This window comes from Staphylococcus sp. HMSC072B07, assembly GCF_001815505.1.
GTDB lineage: Bacteria > Bacillota > Bacilli > Staphylococcales > Staphylococcaceae > Staphylococcus > Staphylococcus simulans.
This window is the reverse complement of record NZ_KV820901.1, coordinates 27,994-46,629: the sequence shown is the minus strand read 5'-3', so window position 1 is coordinate 46,629 and position 18,636 is coordinate 27,994. Positions and strand designations below refer to the sequence as shown.

17 protein-coding genes, 1 riboswitch and 1 other annotated feature are annotated in these 18,636 nt (G+C 35.0%); all 17 genes read right to left on the bottom strand.

Annotated elements, in window-relative coordinates; translation table 11 throughout:
* Position 1: 1 nt before the first annotated feature.
* The 17 genes from hemC to HMPREF3031_RS03000 all read right to left on the bottom strand — a co-directional run bounded on the left by hemC (position 2) and on the right by HMPREF3031_RS03000 (position 18,499).
* The gene (gene hemC, locus HMPREF3031_RS03080) at positions 2–928 is read right to left on the bottom strand and encodes a hydroxymethylbilane synthase (protein ID WP_002481147.1); all 927 of its coding nucleotides are present in this window, start codon (positions 926–928) and stop codon (positions 2–4) included.
* Positions 929–959: 31 nt separating this feature from the next.
* Positions 960–1,784, bottom strand: a complete 825-nt coding sequence (locus tag HMPREF3031_RS03075; protein WP_070724590.1) for a cytochrome C assembly family protein — start codon at positions 1,782–1,784, stop codon at positions 960–962.
* 22 nt (positions 1,785–1,806) lie between these two features.
* Positions 1,807–3,144 carry a glutamyl-tRNA reductase gene (gene hemA, locus HMPREF3031_RS03070; protein ID WP_002481149.1) on the bottom strand — a complete coding sequence of 446 codons (1,338 nt, stop codon included), beginning with the start codon at positions 3,142–3,144 and terminating at the stop codon, positions 1,807–1,809.
* A 252-nt stretch (positions 3,145–3,396) separates the two neighbouring features.
* Complete coding sequence (gene yihA / locus HMPREF3031_RS03065) at positions 3,397–3,984, bottom strand: ribosome biogenesis GTP-binding protein YihA/YsxC (protein WP_002481150.1); 588 nt, start codon at positions 3,982–3,984, stop codon at positions 3,397–3,399.
* Between the two features lie 148 nt (positions 3,985–4,132).
* A complete protein-coding gene (gene clpX / locus HMPREF3031_RS03060; protein WP_002481151.1) occupies positions 4,133–5,395 on the bottom strand; it encodes an ATP-dependent Clp protease ATP-binding subunit ClpX in 1,263 nt (420 codons plus the stop codon).
* Between the two features lie 400 nt (positions 5,396–5,795).
* The gene (gene tig, locus HMPREF3031_RS03055) at positions 5,796–7,121 is read right to left on the bottom strand and encodes a trigger factor (protein WP_002481152.1); all 1,326 of its coding nucleotides are present in this window, start codon (positions 7,119–7,121) and stop codon (positions 5,796–5,798) included.
* Positions 7,122–7,282: 161 nt separating this feature from the next.
* Positions 7,283–8,224 carry a hypothetical protein gene (locus tag HMPREF3031_RS03050; RefSeq protein ID WP_002481153.1) on the bottom strand — a complete coding sequence of 314 codons (942 nt, stop codon included), beginning with the start codon at positions 8,222–8,224 and terminating at the stop codon, positions 7,283–7,285.
* A gap of 15 nt (positions 8,225–8,239) precedes the next feature.
* Complete coding sequence (locus HMPREF3031_RS03045) at positions 8,240–8,851, bottom strand: NUDIX domain-containing protein (RefSeq protein WP_002481154.1); 612 nt, start codon at positions 8,849–8,851, stop codon at positions 8,240–8,242.
* 132 nt (positions 8,852–8,983) lie between these two features.
* Complete coding sequence (rplT, locus tag HMPREF3031_RS03040) at positions 8,984–9,340, bottom strand: 50S ribosomal protein L20 (protein WP_002481155.1); 357 nt, start codon at positions 9,338–9,340, stop codon at positions 8,984–8,986.
* Between the two features lie 110 nt (positions 9,341–9,450).
* Positions 9,451–9,651: a 50S ribosomal protein L35 gene (gene rpmI / locus HMPREF3031_RS03035; RefSeq protein ID WP_002481156.1), complete on the bottom strand. Its 201-nt coding sequence runs from the start codon at positions 9,649–9,651 to the stop codon at positions 9,451–9,453.
* Positions 9,652–9,682: 31 nt separating this feature from the next.
* Positions 9,683–10,210 carry a translation initiation factor IF-3 gene (gene infC, locus HMPREF3031_RS03030; RefSeq protein WP_031262802.1) on the bottom strand — a complete coding sequence of 176 codons (528 nt, stop codon included), beginning with the start codon at positions 10,208–10,210 and terminating at the stop codon, positions 9,683–9,685.
* 23 nt (positions 10,211–10,233) lie between these two features.
* Positions 10,234–10,370, bottom strand: a sequence feature (ribosomal protein L20 leader region).
* Between the two features lie 64 nt (positions 10,371–10,434).
* Positions 10,435–11,922 (bottom strand): amino acid permease, encoded by a 1,488-nt coding sequence (locus tag HMPREF3031_RS03025; RefSeq protein ID WP_002481158.1) that lies wholly within the window; start codon positions 11,920–11,922, stop codon positions 10,435–10,437.
* An 88-nt stretch (positions 11,923–12,010) separates the two neighbouring features.
* Positions 12,011–12,186, bottom strand: a riboswitch (Lysine riboswitch).
* Between the two features lie 57 nt (positions 12,187–12,243).
* Positions 12,244–14,187, bottom strand: coding sequence for a threonine--tRNA ligase (gene thrS, locus HMPREF3031_RS03020; protein WP_070724589.1), 1,944 nt, complete (start codon positions 14,185–14,187; stop codon positions 12,244–12,246).
* 319 nt (positions 14,188–14,506) lie between these two features.
* Positions 14,507–15,427 (bottom strand): primosomal protein DnaI, encoded by a 921-nt coding sequence (gene dnaI / locus HMPREF3031_RS03015; protein ID WP_002481160.1) that lies wholly within the window; start codon positions 15,425–15,427, stop codon positions 14,507–14,509.
* Between the two features lies 1 nt (position 15,428).
* Entirely contained in the window at positions 15,429–16,859 is a 1,431-nt protein-coding gene (locus tag HMPREF3031_RS03010) for a replication initiation and membrane attachment family protein (RefSeq protein ID WP_002481161.1), read from the bottom strand.
* Positions 16,859–17,332, bottom strand: a complete 474-nt coding sequence (gene nrdR / locus HMPREF3031_RS03005; protein WP_002481162.1) for a transcriptional regulator NrdR — start codon at positions 17,330–17,332, stop codon at positions 16,859–16,861. Before nrdR ends, HMPREF3031_RS03010 begins: the two co-directional genes overlap by 1 nt.
* A 144-nt stretch (positions 17,333–17,476) precedes the next feature.
* Entirely contained in the window at positions 17,477–18,499 is a 1,023-nt protein-coding gene (locus tag HMPREF3031_RS03000; protein ID WP_002481163.1) for a glyceraldehyde-3-phosphate dehydrogenase, read from the bottom strand.
* Between the last annotated feature and the right edge of the window lie 137 nt (positions 18,500–18,636).

Sequence of the window (18,636 nt, the reverse complement as noted above, 5' to 3'; positions counted from 1 at the left end):
ATTAGGCTTCATCATTTAATGCTTTAATGATTTCATATGCACCTTGTTCTTTCAAGACATCACTTGCTGCTTTGCCAAGTTCAACTGGGTTTTGTCCGTTAACTGTATGTTCAAAGCGTTGTTTACCGTCAGGTGACATGATCAAGCCTGTAAATGTTAGCTGTCCGTCATTATCAACAGTTGCGTAACCTCCAATAGGGACTTGGCAACTACCGTTCATTTCTTTAAGGAACGTACGCTCTGCAGTAACGCATTCTGCTACGCTTTGATTATGCACTTTTTTCAACAGGTCTAGAAGTTCTTCGTCATCACTACGACATTCAATTCCTAGTGCACCTTGACCGATTGCTGGAATGAGTAAATCTGGTTGTAAATACTCGGTAACGATATCATCAGACCAACCCATTCTACGTAGGCCTGCAGCTGCGAGAATAATCGCATCATAATCTTCAGTTTCTAGTTTATTAAGTCTTGTATCGATATTACCTCTAATCCATTTGATTTCAAGATTAGGGTATTTTGCTAGAATTTGTGCGCCACGTCTTAAAGAACTTGTACCAACAATGCTACCATCCGGTAAATCTGCAAGTTTCACATGATTTTTAGAAATAAATGCATCAAATGGAATTTCTCTATCAGGAACACAGCCAAGTGTTAGCCCTTCTGGTAATTCACTTGGCACGTCTTTTAAAGAGTGAATGGCTAAATCAATCTCATGGTCAAATAAGGCTTGTTGTATTTCTTTAACAAACAAACCTTTACCCCCGACTTTAGAAAGTTGTCTATCTACAATCTGATCACCTTTTGTGACGATTTCTTTGATTTCAATATCTAAATCTGGTTGTACCTCTTTTAACTTTTCAATAAATTGACGACTCTGAGTCAATGCCAATTTACTTCTTCTTGAACCAACGACAAGCTTACGCATGCCAACGTCCTCCTCTGCATAAGGTTATACTTTATCCGAAGAAATTCGGAAAATGAGAAATAAACAATAAGTTGAACATACTGAAAAGATAAATCAGCATATTAAATAAAACATGATTTAAAGGGCTTACCCATTTTCTTGTTCGTAAGAGAATGTAGATACCATAACAAATCATTACAATTATTGAAGATACCACTTTAGGATCTAGCAAAATATTGAAACCTATTGTCTGAAAACCCCATTGTGCGCCTAAAATTACTCCGATAATTAAAATAACTAATCCGATGACTGTTGAATAAAACGTCATCTTTTCTAAGCTGTACACACTACCTATTCTAAAATATTTTTGATCGAAATGCTTGTGTTTAAGGTTACGATACTGCAATACATATAACACACCATTTACAAATGCGAGTGAAAATAATGCATAACTGATAATGGCCAGTGAGACATGTATAATCAACAATTCATGTTTAACATTGAATTCTGCATCTCGAATATATGTTTCATTTGGTCTGAAGGTATGTATCGACATCACAACAAACCCAATGGCATTAAACAAAAATATAGAAAAGTCTAAATGTTTTACAACACTGATGACTATAGAAATCGATAAAATCATCCAGTTTAAAAAATAAAACACATCAAAGACCGAACCGAGCGGAACCGCTCTGGCCATATTGATATATAAAGACAAAGAGATTGTTTGCAGTAACCAAACAATCCCTAGTGTGTAGAACCCTAAGGTTCTAATTTTATGATTCTTTTTAAAAAAATCATAAAAATAGCAAGAAATACTGAGTAAATAAATCAGCAAGGTTACTTCATGGAAACGCACGAAAAATATATCTTGCATATCATCACCATACTATGGCTGTTTAATCAAAACCTAAGATTTGTCTTGCTGAAAGTCGGCGTTCTTTTTTTGCAACACTCTTTTCATATTCGCTTTCAGCTTCAATATCAAAGATATTTTGGAACAGCTCTAATTTTTCACTGCTATTTTTATCATTACTCAATTCTTTAGCTTGTTTAATCGGATCTTTCAACATTTGATTAATGATACTTTTAGTATGTTTAGAAATCACTTTACGTTCACGTTCACTTAAATCAGGTAATTTACGGTCAATGCTATCCATAGTTTCTTGTTGGATATGCATTGCTTTTTCACGTAAAGCTCTGATAACAGGAACGACACCTAACATGTTGACCCAATCGTTATGCGTTGCGATTTCATGTGGAATTTGTTCAGCGATTTGCGCTGCTGCTGCTTCTCTTTCACGTAAATTAGCATCAACAAGTCCTTTAAGGTCATCGATATCGTAGCTGAAAATGTTCATGTCGGATTCAATAGCTGGATCAATATCTCTAGGTACCGCAATATCGATTAAAACCATTGACTCTTGTTTACGTTGACGTTTTACAGATTCCATCATATTTCGAGTAATAATATAGTCAGATGCACTTGTTGAACTAATTACTATATCCGCATTGACTAATAAGTTTTCTAATTCTTCCATAGTGGCATAAGAAGCTTGATGCTTCTCTGCTAATTGACGTGCACGCTCAGCTGTTCTATTCACAACCGTAACATGTTCGATACCTGAACCCATTAGGTTCAGTAATGAGAGTTCACTCATTTCGCCGGCACCAATAATCACAGCGTGTTGTGATTTAAGATTGCCGAATACTTTTTTAGCTAATTCTACGGCTGCATATGAAACACTGACAGCATTATCAGCAATATCAGATTCATGATGTGCACGTTTCGCAAATGTGATTGCTTGTTTAAATAAATGATTGAAAATCGTACCTGTTGTACCAACTTCTTGTGCTGTAAAGAATGCATCTCTCATTTGGCCAAGAATTTGTGTTTCCCCTAACACAATAGAATCTAAGCCTGAAGTTACATTAAATAAATGTTCTACAGCTTCATCCCCCACCAATGCTTCAGACATTGATTTGATTTCTTCAACTTCTAAACCGAATTTACGCGCTAAAAAGCGTTGGATGTAATAACGTCCAGTGTGAATCTGGTCTGCTACTGCATAGACTTCTGTTCGGTTGCATGTTGATAAAATCACGTTTTCTAATATTGATTTAGTTTCAAATAAATCAATATGCGATTCTTGTATGGCATCAGCTTTGAAAGCAACTTTCTCTCTCAGTGCTACATCAGCGGTACGATGGTTGATGCTTATCGCAATTATATGCATTTTTAACGCCCTCCATACTATTGACAATACACTAATTATAACACACAAATTTAAACCTTAAAGTCATCAAACCTTTTTAATTAGAAATATTCTAATCTAGAAAAGGTCTAGTCATAATTTTGTCATATTTCACTTTAAATGCTAACTACATCCATATTATTGACACATTTGCTAAAAAGTTGATACTCACAGTCTTTATCATGATTCATAGGTTTCATAAATAATAAAGGTCACCTTTTTACATAAAACTCATTATAAATAACTTTGAATCGCATTCCATATCACTTGTTGATTCTTATTATTTATCGATGAATAACTGATAATTGTATCTTCACTTTCCATTTCAAGTTTTTCTCTAATCACTTTAAGATACTTTTGAATCTTACCTTTAGCGATTTTATCTTGTTTCGTCGCAATGATTAAAACCGGCAGATCATAATACTTTAAGAAATCATACATCAGTACATCGTCTTGAGTAGGCGCATGTCTAATATCAATTAATTGGATTACCAGCTTCAATTGTTCACGTTCAGTAATATATTTTTCAATCATTTTACCAAACTGTTCTCTCTGTTTTTTACTTACTTTCGCATAGCCATAACCTGGTACATCCACAAAAACAAGTTGTTGATCTATATCATAAAAATTCAATGTTTGTGTTTTCCCTGGCTGTTGTGAAGTTCTTGCCATATTTTTACGTCCAATCATACTATTGATGAACGTTGATTTGCCTACATTTGAACGCCCGCTTAACGCCACTTCATCAAGTCCTGTTTCTGGATACTGATCAGGTTTGACTGCACTGATTAACAGTTCTATATTATTTGGGTTGATATTCATATTCGACCTCTTTTCTACTACTTTTAGATTGATTCGCGTTTCATTATATCAAATTTTAATTTTAAAAGTGAATCTATTATCAAAAATGCCCATAAAAATAGCACTCTCCTACTCTCAACAGAGTAAAAGAGTGCTTGATTTATCTAAACTATGCAGAAGTTTTTTCTAAATTCACTTTGTTTCCTTCCGCATCGTACAATTCTGGTGTAGATTCATTATTGATTGTATCAGCAGTGATAACCACTTTTGCTACATCATCAGTAGATGGAATATCATACATGATTTCAATTAATGACTCTTCAATGATTGAACGTAAGCCACGTGCACCAGTTTTACGTTCGATAGCTTTTTCAGCAATCGCTGTTAAAGCTTCTTCAGTAAATTCTAGTTCAACATGATCTAGCTCAAGCATTTTTTTGTATTGTTTAACTAACGCATTCTTAGGTTGCGTTAAGATATTTTTCAATGCTGAAATATCTAATGTTTCTAAGTTTGCGACAATTGGAATACGTCCGATAAATTCTGGAATTAATCCATAAGATTGTAAATCTTCTGGACGAATGTGTTCTAATAGTGCACTTTCATCAACTTTCGCCGCTTCATTGCTTGCGAAGCCGATTACTTTTTCACCTAAACGACGTTTGATGACATCATCGATACCATCAAAGGCACCACCAAGGATAAATAAGATATTCGTTGTATCAATTTGAATAAACTCTTGGTTAGGATGCTTACGTCCGCCTTGAGGTGGAACACTTGCAGTTGTACCTTCTAGAATTTTAAGCAATGCTTGTTGAACACCTTCACCTGACACATCACGTGTAATTGAAGTGTTTTCTGATTTACGTGCAATCTTATCAATTTCATCCACGTAAATAATACCTTTTTCAGCTTTATCAATATCAAAGTCAGCTGCTTGGATTAAACGTAGTAAGATATTTTCTACGTCTTCACCAACATAACCTGCTTCAGTTAAACTTGTTGCATCCGCAATCGCAAATGGAACATTCAATGTTTTAGCTAAAGTTTGTGCAAGTAATGTTTTACCGCTACCTGTAGGTCCGATTAAAGCAACGTTACTTTTTTGTAGTTCTACATCGTCATCATTCGGTCCTAGTTGTTGGATACGTTTGTAGTGGTTGTATACAGCAACAGATAATGATTTCTTAGCTTTTTCTTGACCAATTACATAGTTGTTTAATTGATCCATAATCTCTTTCGGGGTCGGTAAATCTGTAAATTCTTCTGTAGCAGTTTGCGCAAGTTCTTCTTCAACAATCTCTGAACATAATTCAATACATTCATTACAAATGTACACGCCGCTACCAGCTACAAGTTTCTTAACTTGGTCTTGGTCTTTACCACAGAAAGAACATTTCAATTTTTCTTCATCTTCATTGAACTTAAACATTTATTATTTACACCTCTATTCCATAAAGACTATACTAAAACACTTTATAGTATGCAATAAATGTGTTTATAGACTTTATCGTTTCTTTTAAAACCTGTATATATCCGACATTTTTGCAGGTTTTAGTTCATTTACAATTATTTTTATTTTATCTATGGTGATTTCATTACTTTATCAACTTGTATATTGAATATATCATTTTGTAAAGGTTATGCAACAAAATTGCTTACAAACAATATAGCACAAGCATATCTAAAACGAAATGATTTCGACCGTAAATCACTGTAGAGGATGAAATCACATGTTTTAATTCATATGATGCACATGCATCTCAGTATGAATCAGTTATCATGCAACTTCACCCTCTACCTATTCATTTATTCAATTGGAAATGAATGAATTATTTTTCTTCTTTTTCTTCTTCTTTGTTATCTTCTTTACCTTCAACAAATTTAGCATTGTCTACTAATAAATCGATAACTTTTTTAACACGTACATCACCTTTAATTAAGTCAGTGTTGCCTAATGTTTTCTTGATATCTTCAGCAGAGATACCGAATTGTGTACTCATTGCTTCTAACTCTTTATCAACATCTTCTTCAGATGCTTCTACGTCTTCAGCATTCGCAATCGCAGTTAATGTTAAGTTAGTTTTAACACGTGCTTCTGCGTCGTCTTTCATTTGTTCTCTTAATTGAGATTCATCTTGACCAGAGATTTGGAAGTAAGTTTCTAAGTTAAGACCTGATTGTTGAATACGTTGTTCGAATTCTTGCATCATACGGTTTAACTCAGTGTTAATCATAGCTTCTGGAATATCTACTTCAGCATTTTCAACTGCTTTGTTGATTGCTTCTTCTTTTTCAATATTTTCAGCATTGACTTTCTTTTCTTCTTCAAGACGTTTGCGAAGATTTTCTTTATATTCATCAACGTTATCTGCATCTGAATCTAATTCGTTCGCAATTTCATCGTCTAATTCTGGAACATTTTTGTATTTGATTTCATTGATTTTTACTTTGAATGTTGCTTCTTTACCAGCTAATTCTTCAGCGTGGTATTCTTCTGGGAATGTAACTTTAACGTCTTTTTCTTCACCAGTTTTTAAGCCAACTAATTGTTCTTCGAAACCAGGGATGAACATACCTGAACCGATTTCTAAATCGTAACCTTCAGCTTGTCCGCCTTCAAATTGTTCACCATCAACATAACCATCGAAGTCTAAGTTTACAGTATCGCCTTCTTCAACTGCACCATCTTCTTTGATTACCATTTCAGCTAAGTGACCTAAGCTGTGATCAATTTGTTCTTGTAATTCTTCGTCTGTTAATTCAGCATTTTGTCTTTCAATTTCAAGACCTTTGTATTCACCAAGTTTTACTTCTGGTTCAACTGTAACAGTAGCGTTGAATTTCAAGTCTTTACCTTTTTCGATTTGTGTTACTTCGATTTCTGGTTGATCAACTGGTTTAATACCAGTTTCTTCGATAGCTTCACCATAAGCTTCTGGTAATAAGATATCTACTGCATCTTGGTAAAGTGCTTCTACACCAAAACGTTGTTCAAAAATTTGGCGAGGAACTTTCCCTTTACGGAAACCAGGAATATTTACTTGTTTAACTACTTTCTTGAATGCTTGATCGATTGCTTGATCTACTTTTTTAGCAGGAACTGTAACTTCTAAAACGCCTTGGTTACCTTCCTTTTTTTCCCATGTTGCTGTCATGTATAAAAACCTCCATGATAATCCTTTTTTAATTTTTCAACTTTTTCATTATAGCATACGTATAAATTGGTTACAAACCTGGTGATTAGAACGTATACGCAATGTTAAAACAAACTAATTTTTCATTTTCTATCAAGGTCAATAATATCATATTACCCCAATTATTGAGTGATATTCTGTTCTATCGCATGAATCCACTTCAAAACAGGTTCACTCATATGTTTCTCTGCTGATTCTGATAGATTCAACATATCTTCTATATAATTGAAGAATGTGTCAATCCATGCGTCTACAGGTGCTTCTTGTTCGATTTCCAATGGATAAATACCAATTGCAAAACCTTGCAACATCTGTGAAATTTCACTTCGCATCTGACTGCCGAATTGGTCTTCAAATTGTTGCATCACCGCTGGAATTACCTTTTGTGTAAAAGATGCATATTCAAGTCCTGGCAGAGCTTTCGGTACGACTTTAAATTCTGCATTATTTTTAACAAAATTGATTTCGTGTTGATACTGCGCTTTTTTCAAATATTCTAAGATAATTGTTTGCACATGCGAATGAAGTCGTTCTTGATTTAAAATTTCCGCAAAAGTTTCCGCAAAGCCATATTGGCCTTCATGCATCATATCGAATAATAAATATAACTGTTGATCAATAGTCAGCGTTGTAAAGCGACTCATTTTTGAAATATAGTGCTTTTTATTTTGATTCAGCTGCATTTGTGCATCTTCTTTAATAGGAAACAACTGCATGCGTATATCATGATCTTTTACTTGATCAATAATCTGATTGAACAGGTTAACACATTCATAATATTGGCCTAACCCATGCAGACTTGTCATATAATACACCATTAAGCGATTATATGCATCGAAGCCTTGTTTCAACAAAATAATCGCTTCTTCACGCAATTCTAAGTATTGTTCCATTCTCAGAAGCATTTCACACTTCAATAAAGCCAAGTCAGTTTCGAGTTCAAAATCTTTTTCATACTTCATAAAAAGATCATACATCTTATCATACTGTTCATGCTTAAAAGATGTTTTAATATCATTAATCAATTTGGATTGATTTTGTGGAAATGGGATTATGTCAGTCATTATTAACACCCGCTTCTAATTAAATGCTTGTAAGATTAATGCACTCCATGTTTCAAAATCATCGTAATTTTCAATTTTACCTTGATTCATCCATTTGATTTTAAGTGTGTGAGTTTCTTTTGCTTCTACACTATTTGAATCTACTCTGATTTTAAATACGACACCTAAATGAACTTCTCCTACTTCGTTCGTATCATCGTTAATAAAACCAATGTATTCCATGTTTTGTGTTTTGCTGCTGTTAAGACCGACTTCTTCTTCTAGTTCACGTTGTGCGTTCACACGTAAGACTTCATTAATAGATTGTGCATCCATAACATCATTCATATGACCGCCGACACCAATTGATGACTGTCCATGCAGACGACTTTCACCGCCACCAGAAAGGCGTTCATATACTAATATTTCGCCCTTTTCGTTCTCTAATAAACAATATGAAATTAATTGTTTATATGTCGGATCTTCTTCCATATCACCGCGACGTTTCACTTCGTACTTGTCTAAGTTATCGAAAATCGCTTCCCCTGACGGATCATTTTTTGATAAGAAACCATTAAATGCGTCTTTTTCTTTGTTAAAAACAATTTCTCTTGGTACTACAATTATTCTTTCATCAAATTTCGACATGTGTTTCTCCTTTACTTTGTGTTTATGTACTTGTCTGTATTCTATCAAAGTTTTAAAATCAACGTAAAGTTGTATTAAAAAAACTCAATCATCAGTACGCTTATCTACCAATGATTGAGTATTGTAAATGAATTATTTTAAAGCTGCTTTAGCTTTTTCAACTAATTCGCCGAAAGCTTTGTCGTCTGAAATTGCAATTTCAGAAAGCATTTTACGGTTAATGTCGATGTCAGCTTGTTTTAAGCCATTCATTAATTTTGAGTAGCTTAAGCCGTGGTTACGAGCTGCTGCATTGATACGAGTGATCCATAATTTACGGAAATCACGTTTTCTTTGACGACGGTCACGGAATGCGTATTGACCTGATTTCATTACTTGTTGTTTAGCTACTTTATATAAAGTATGTTTAGAGCCGAAGTAACCTTTAGCTAATTTGATTACTTTTTTACGACGCGCTCTTGTTACTGTTCCACCTTTAACACGTGGCATATTGAATTCCTCCTTGGTTATATCTATAACTCTGATTATTTTTGATTTGTTTCAGGCGCTTTCTTTATTTCAAAGCTAAAGCTGACCTGTGTGTTTATCTCGTTAATAACTTATTTTTTGTAAGCTAATAATTGTGCTACACGTTTCATATCACTTTTAGAAACTAAAGCTGATTTACGTAATTGACGTTTTTGTTTAGTGCTTTTGTTTGCGAATAAGTGAGAAGTATAAGCTCTTGAACGTTTTAATTTACCTGAAGCAGTTCTTTTAACACGTTTAGCTGCTCCGCGGTGTGTTTTCATTTTAGGCATAATGAAATTCCTCCTGTAATATCTTTAAAAATTATTTTTCTGCTAGTGGTGCTAGCATAATAAACATTTGACGGCCTTCCATTTTAGGCTTTTGTTCAACTGTAGCGATATCTTTGCATTCGCCTGCAAATTTCTCTAATACACGTTGACCAATTTCCTTATGAGTGATGGCACGTCCTCTGAAACGAATTGAAACTTTACATTTATCGCCTTTAGTTAAGAATTTGCGTCCTTGTTTCAACTTAGTTTGGAAATCATGTTCCTCAATTGTTGGACTTAAACGAATTTCTTTAACATTGATAACTTTTTGTTTTTTCTTCATTTCTTTTTCTTTTTTCTGTTGCTCGAATTTGTATTTACCGTAATCCATAATACGAGCAACAGGTGGTTTAGCGTTAGGCGCTACTACGACTAAATCTAAACCAACACGATCAGCCATTTCTAATGCTTCACGTTTTTGTTTAACACCGATTTGTTCACCGTCTTGACCAATGACACGAATTTCTCTTGCGCGAATTCTATCGTTAACTTGCGTTTGATCTTTTGCTATGGTTAACACCTCCGTTATATTTACGAAATATCCCAAGTAAAAAAGAGCGGACACAGAAGTGCCCGCTCTTTTCCATAAAGTCAACGTCATCATTGTAACGTTGTTTTGGACCTGCCAACAGCCTTAAGCGTCGCTACAGGTGAGAAGCGGGAAGCTTCTACTTGGTTCGTTTCGTATTCAATGTATACAATCATATCAACATTACAAGACAAAGTCAATTAAAATTTTTAACTTTATTTAAATTGGCTCATATCCACGTCTTGACTTAAGTCAACTTGTTTCAATGGAATTTTTTTAGTTTTATATCTGATTTTATGATACAAGAAGAATGCTAAGAAAACTGGAATACCCATGTAAGTGATAATGAAGCGATTTGGATCAAAATCACCTGTTTTAATGAAATCAACATCTTGGCCGATAATAACAATCACACATAAGATACCTGCGAAAATCGGACCGAATGGGAACCATTTAGCTTTGTATTTCAATTCATGTTTATCATAATTTTGGACTTTAAAAGCACGTCTGAATCGGTAGTGACTGATTGCAATACCAACCCATGCGATAAAGCCTGTCATACCACTTGCTGCAACGATGTATTCATATGCATCACCGCTTAAGCGTTGTATTAAGAAGATTAATACTGTTACGGCGCCAGTTGCGATTAATGCTAAGAATGGCACACCATGCTTTGTAGTTTTACCAAATGCTGATGCTGCAAGTTTATCTTTACTCATAGAGTACAACATACGTGTTGATGCGTACATACCAGAGTTACCTGCTGATAATACTGAAGTTAAGATAACTGCGTTCATAAATGATGCCGCAAACGCTAAACCAGCATTTTTAAATACTAATGTAAATGGTGATGTCGCGATGTTATCTTCTCCGCCCATCAATGCTGGATGAGTATAAGGAATAATCATACCAATTACAAAGATAGCTAAGATATAGAATAATAAAATTCTCCAGAATACTTGTTTAATTGCTTTTGGTACAGCACGTTCAGGATTTTCTGATTCCCCTGCTGTAATACCGATTAACTCTGTTCCTTGGAATGAGAAACCAGCAATTAAGAATACACCTAAGATTGATAATAAGCTTCCGCCTAAATTACCACCTAAAATCGGGCCGTCACCAGAAGTAAATGTTTCAAATCCGATGAATTTACCGCCCATGATACCGACAATAGTAAGTAAACCGATACCAATAAAGACAATAACTGTTATTACTTTAATTAATGCAAACCAATATTCACTTTCACCATACACTCTAACTGATAATGAGTTTAAAGCGAAGATGATGATAAGGAAGAGTACACTCCATGCCCATGCAGGAATGCCTTTCATTGGATCCCAGTACTGAATCACTTGCGCTGCAATAGTTACGTCAGCTGCTACAGTGATAACCCAGTTAAACCAATAGTTCCATCCTAAAGCAAAGCCTAATGATGGGTCTACAAATCGTGTTGCGTACGTACTGAATGAACCAGATACTGGTAAGTACGTTGCCATTTCTCCTAATGATGTCATCAAGAAGAACACCATAATACCGATAACTGCGTAGGCGATTAATGCGCCGAGTGGTCCAGCATCATGAATTGCACCGCCAGATGTAACGAATAATCCTGTTCCGATACATCCCCCGATGGCGATCATGGAAATATGACGGTCTTTCAGACCTCTTTGGATGCCTGCATCCTGATTAGATTGATTGTTCATAATCGATTCCTTTCTTTAGTATAGAGGCTTGCATGAATACAAAAAATGATGGCCGCTACAGATATGCGACCATCACTTGAAATTTATCATATACGGTAGCACATCACATTATGTGACAGTCCAGTTCCTATTCGGAAACTGACCCAAAATACAATAGTTATGGCTATTGTAAATTTCGGCATCTTTGCCTTTAACTTATTCAACCTACGCTCCAATAAAGCTTCTGATAAGCAACTCATCAAAGATGCAACCTCTAACACTTTTTTAATATTTAATTAACTACATTGTAATATACCTTAATTCCAGACTGATTTCAAGGTCTTAATTTGAACGTTGTTTTTTTAGACGAATTTCATCGACTAAATTCCAGATGAATTCATCTTTTTCTACAGTTTCTTGATCTTTAGAACCGTATTTACGCACGTTCACTTCATTGTTTTCAATTTCTTTGTCTCCAATTACAAGTTGATATGGGATTTTATGCATTTGTGCTTCACGGATTTTATATCCCATTTTTTCATTACGATCATCAATTTCTACACGCACACCTTGTGATTTTAATTCATCTTGGATTTGACGTGCATAATCATAATGTAAGTCCACATTAACTGGGATGATTTCAACTTGCATTGGTGCTAACCAAGTTGGGAAAGCCCCTTTAGTTTCTTCAGTTAAGAATGCTACGAAACGTTCCATAGTTGATACCACACCACGGTGGATAACTACTGGACGGTGTTCTTCACCATCTTTACCGATATAAGCTAAGTCGAAACGTTCTGGTAATAAGAAGTCAAGTTGAACTGTTGATAAAGTTTCTTCTTTACCCATAGCTGTTTTAACTTGAACGTCTAATTTAGGACCGTAGAATGCCGCTTCACCTACCGCTTCTTCATACGGTAAGTTCATTTCATCTACTGCTTCTTTCAACATTGCCTCAGCTTTGTTCCACATTTCATCATCATCGAAATATTTCTCTGTATCTTCTGGATCACGATAGCTTAAACGGAAGCTGTAGTTTTCGAAACCAAAGTCTTTGTATACTTCTTGAACTAATTCAACTACACGTTTGAACTCTTCTTTAATTTGATCTGGGCGTACGAAGATGTGTGCGTCATTTAAAGTCATACCACGTACACGTTGTAAGCCTGATACCGCACCACTTGCTTCATAACGATGCATTGTACCTAATTCAGCAATACGAATTGGTAATTCTCTGTATGAATGTGGTTTATTTTTATAAATCATCATATGGTGTGGGCAGTTCATCGGACGTAAAACCATTTCTTCAGTTTCGTCCAATTTCATTGGCGGGAACATGTCATCTTGGTAATGATCCCAGTGTCCTGAAGTTTTATATAAGTCAACATTAGCTAAAACAGGTGTATAAACATGGTCATAGCCTAAACTAACTTCTTTATCTACGATATAACGTTCAATTTCACGACGAATTGTTGCACCGTTTGGTAACCATAATGGTAAACCAGCGCCTACTAATTGACTGTTCATAAATAAGTCTAATTCTTTACCGATTTTACGGTGGTCACGTTCTTTACGTTCTTCAAGCATTTTTAAATGTACTTTTAATTCTTTTTTATCAAAGAACGCTGTACCATAAATACGTTGTAACATTTTATTGTTGCTGTCACCGCGCCAATATGCACCTGCTGTAGATAATAGTTTGAACTCTTTGATTTTTGAAGTAGATGGTACGTGTACACCACGGCATAAGTCAGTGAATTCACCTTGTGTATATAGTGTCACATTTTCATCTTCAGGAATTGCATCGATTAATTCTTGTTTATACGGATCGTCTTTAAAGAAGTCTTTCGCTTCATTACGGCTGACTACTTTACGTTCAATTTTATGATTTTCATTTACAATTTGTTTCATTGTTTTTTCGATTTCAGGGAAATCATCTGAAGAAATTTTAGCATCAGTATCGAAATCATAGTAGAAACCGCCTTCAATGACAGGACCTACACCGAATTTCACGTCGCCATACAAACGTTTTAATGCTTGTGCCATTAAATGCGCTGTAGAGTGACGTAACACTTCAAGTGCTTCTTCACTGCCAGGAGTTACGATTTCAATTGATCCATCTTCTTCAAGTGGACGAGTCAAATCAACCATTTGTCCATTAAATTTACCTGCTACTGCTTTTTTTCTTAACCCAGGACTGATTGATTGTGCGATTTCTTCAGTAGTAATGCCTTTATCAAATTCAGAACTGTTGCCATCTGGAAATGTAATACTAATTTTGTCCATTCATAAACGCCTCCATTTATAATCTTCACGTAAAACAAAAAGAACCCCGCCCTATAAAGGGACGAGGTTCTCGTGATACCACCCTAGTTTAAGAAACAGAACATTCCCATGATACTGTTTCTCATCTCTGCATAAGATAACGGTCTTGAGCCGGATATCCATTACGAATATCATTTATCTAAAAGGGAGTAACATATTAGTATGTTAACTGCTTTCTCATCACCAGCAATTTTCTGTATAACAGTGAAAAACATGTCATATCCTTTAATGTTTACGTTGATTTAGATTTAATTCTATTATAACTCATTTTCAAAAAATATCAATCATCACGATAATTCTCGCCGACTAATTCATAGGGTTCTGCTAAAGATTTAATACGTTCCATAATTCTAGCAGCTTTTGTCTGTTCAGAGCCATCTCGCGTCATCGCTAAATGGTGTTCTAAAGCTTTGAAATCAAAGTTTGAGCTAAAGAATGTCGGCAACTCTTGTACCATTCTATAATGCAGTAATGGTCCGATGACTTCGTCACGCACCCATGGTGTGACTTCTTCTGCACCGATATCATCTAGCATGAGGATATTCGCTTCTCTGACCACTTGTAATTTACGTTCAAATGAACCATCTTTAAATCCATTTTTTAACGTACGGATGAATTCAGGTAGGTATACAATTGTTGAAGGAATCAGTTTGGACTTCAATTGATTGGCAATCGCACCTAAAATAAAGGATTTACCTGTACCAAAAGAACCATATAAATATAAACCTTTAACACTTTCTCCTCTTACGATTGCTTTACATAATTCATCAGCTTTCATAGCTACATTTAAACGTTCACGATTATCCATATAAATATCTGCTAATTTAGCATCTAACGTATCTCTCTGCATATGATGTGAAGTGATTAAATGTGCTTCTCGTTGTTCTTGATCGTGTTTGATTTTGCATGGACATGGAAGGTATTTGATTTTAATTCTGTTATGTTCAATATAGAGTTCAGGTACATGACCTTTAACAAAGTTAGGACAATCTTTGAATTCATGGCCATCATAATGTTTTTGCTGGTCTTTATATTCTTGCAAAATATTCAAGTCTTCTTCAATCATCCGATTCGTTACTTCAGATTGATGTTCTTCTAGGAAGCGTTTAACGTCAGGATCATTAATTACATCTCTTTTGATTTTCTCAAATCTTTTTTGAAAATCTGGAGATGTCTGCATGATATTACTGAAACGTTTCATATTATTCATCCTCCTTCCATGTTTCTTTTAAGTGTTGTAAAAAGGCTGCACTATCTTGCGCGAGAGATTGGTCGGTTGAAGCGGATGAACGTTTTTCACCTTTCTTACGACGTTTTTCATGTTCTCGATTCAACAGCCAATCAGGTGTAATCTCTTTTGATACAGGATTTCTTCTATTATTAAAGCGTTTTGGACCGCTTTGTTGTTGATAACTTTTAGTTTGACGTTCTTGTTCATCCTTTTTCAACTTCATCACATGATGATAGGCTTCTTCTGCAGAACTGATTTCCAATTTTTTCCAGTTTGATGCAATCTCTAATATATACTTTTTAGTCAATTTCATCCCACTATTTAACATGGCGTATTGTAATAACATATTAATTACACCAAACGGTAATTGTTCTCGCACGATTATGTCTTCTATCATATATTTTTGTTGAGGTGTCGGTTCTGAACCCGACCACCCTGTCAACATATCAATCGGACTTAAATTATCCATTAATTTAAACCATTGTTTAAACTCTTCATCTGTTTGAGGAATAGAATTGATTTCTATTTGTGCCTCTTCAACAGTTTCTGGTCGAACAGGTTCTGCTTGCGCCTCTAAAGACGGCAATTGATTTTCGTGTTCAATCGCATAAAACGCACGCGCTTGTTTACGCAATTCTTCAAACGAAATTTTTTGTGCACTTGTCAGCGATTTTAAAATCAGATTCTTCATCCCTTCCGGTGTTATACCGTATAGCACAGCGAGTTGTGTAATGAGATGTTTCGTTTTTTCTTCTATTATTTCTGCACTGACAAAATGATTGCTTAGTAATTGATACAACAATTCGAAGTCAAAGTGAACACGGTCTAAGTTCATACCATCGTATTTTTGTGTTTCTGTTATTTGATGTGTCGTATCTACCTTATCTAACGCATGATTTGGTACTTTAAAAACATCTGTAAAATTTCTTGTCACTTCATGATAATTTGATAAATCAACTTGTGTCGTTTCAAAATAACGACGTAATTCATGGAAACGTTTACCCTCAACTTCTTTATAGAGATAAACAGATAACATAGGATCATTGAAAAATGTTTTTGGTGATGGCGGATCAACTAACAAATACACAAATTGTGATTGATTTTCATCATGTTTTGCATAGGTTTTAATCAGTCCAATCGCTTCCAAACGATTCATTTCTTCTCTGAATTGACCTAGGTTTAATTTCAACTCACTCATAATCACATAATGTGTATAGTCTTTTTGTTGTTTAACCTCTGCAAACTGAGAAAGATAATGATACACACCGATGGCTGTTGTACCGATAAGTGGTGTAAACAAACGGTTCAATACTTCGAGTTGAGATGCAGAAAGTTTTTGTGCTTGCAGCACTTTGAATGGATCTTGCGGACGTAATCCAAAGTCATTTTGACTCAACTTCATCAAGATTCACTCCGTTTATTCTTTTCTTGTAAGATGCCTTGCATAGATTCAAGCAATTGATCGACATCTTTAAATTCTTTATATACAGAGGCGAATCTTACATAGGATACTTGATCCACATGCATTAATAAATTCATCACATGTTCGCCAATTTCTCTTGAAGAAACCTCTGCATGGCCTTCATCTCTTAAACGCCATTCTACTTTATTTGTAATATCTTCAAGCTGTTGATAACCGACTGGTCTCTTTTCACACGAACGAACGAGCCCATTCAATATTTTGTCACGTGAAAACTGCTCACGTGTGCCATCTTTTTTCACTACGATAAGCGGACTCATTTCAATATGCTCAAATGTAGTAAAACGAGTGCCGCAATTTTCACATTCACGACGTCTGCGAATGGCATTGGCTTCATCAGCATGTCTAGAATCTATCACACGAGAATGCGTAGAATTACATTTAGGGCATTTCATTCATTTTCACCTCTTTAATTGATTACGCCTATTATACTATAAAAGTGTAAGTCACAAAAGAAAGGAAACCAGCACATAAAAAAACCAGTTAATCAGAGCCCTACTTCTGATTAACTGGTTAAAAATTTATGACAGCAGTTTCAATTAAGCTGTTGCTTTTTCTTTTGTTTTTAACAATTCACCAATTTGAACTGCAATATCAACAACGCGGTTAGAATAACCCCATTCATTGTCGTACCATGCAATCACTTTAACTTTCTTGTCATCCATTACAAGCGTTGACATTGAATCAACGATTGCTGAGTTAGGGTTTGTGTTAAAGTCAACTGATACAAGCGGCTCATCTGAAACAGCTAATACGCCTTCTAAGTCAGCATCTTCAAATGCTTTGTTGACTTGCTCAGCTGTTACATCTTCTTTTAAGTCTACTACTAAGTCTACTAATGAAACGTTTTTAGTAGGAACACGAAGTGCCATACCATGTAATTTACCTTCTAATTCAGGTAAAACTTCTTTCAATGCTTTTGCAGCACCTGTTGAAGTTGGGATAATACTTTCGTTACAAGAACGCGCACGGCGTAAATCTTTGTGTGGGTTATCAATATTTTTTTGGTCGTTTGTAATCGCATGTACTGTAGTCATTAAACCATTTTCGATTCCAAAGTTGTCGTTTAATACTTTTGCTACTGGACCGATACAGTTTGTCGTACATGAAGCATTACTAAAGATATCGAATTCTTCAACATCTAAGCTGTCATCGTTAACGCCTTTAACAACCATTTGTACGTGACCGCCTTTTGAAGGACCTGTTAATAAGACTTTTTTAGCGCCTGCTTTAATATGTGCATCCGCTTTGTCTCCGTGATTAAATTTCCCAGTCGCTTCTATGACAATATCAATATCTAAATCTTTCCAAGGTAAATTTTCTGGATTACGATCTGAAACTAATTTAATATCATGACCATCAATACGAATACCATTTTCTGTCGGTTCTACATCACCGTCATATTTACCATGTGTTGTATCGTATTTTACTAAATGTGCAATCGTTTCTGGAGGATAACTCGCATTAATTGCCACTACATTTAAATCATCATTTTTAGAAGCAATACGCAAAACCATGCGCCCAATGCGTCCCATTCCATTAATTGCAATATTCGTTGTCATAAAAAGCACCCCTCGTTTTATATGTGTTATACTTTATGGAATCAGTATAACATATTCACGTTAAAATGAAAGCGTTTTATCAAAATAATTAAAAAAATTACTTATCACTAATGATAAGCAATTTTTTGTATTCATGT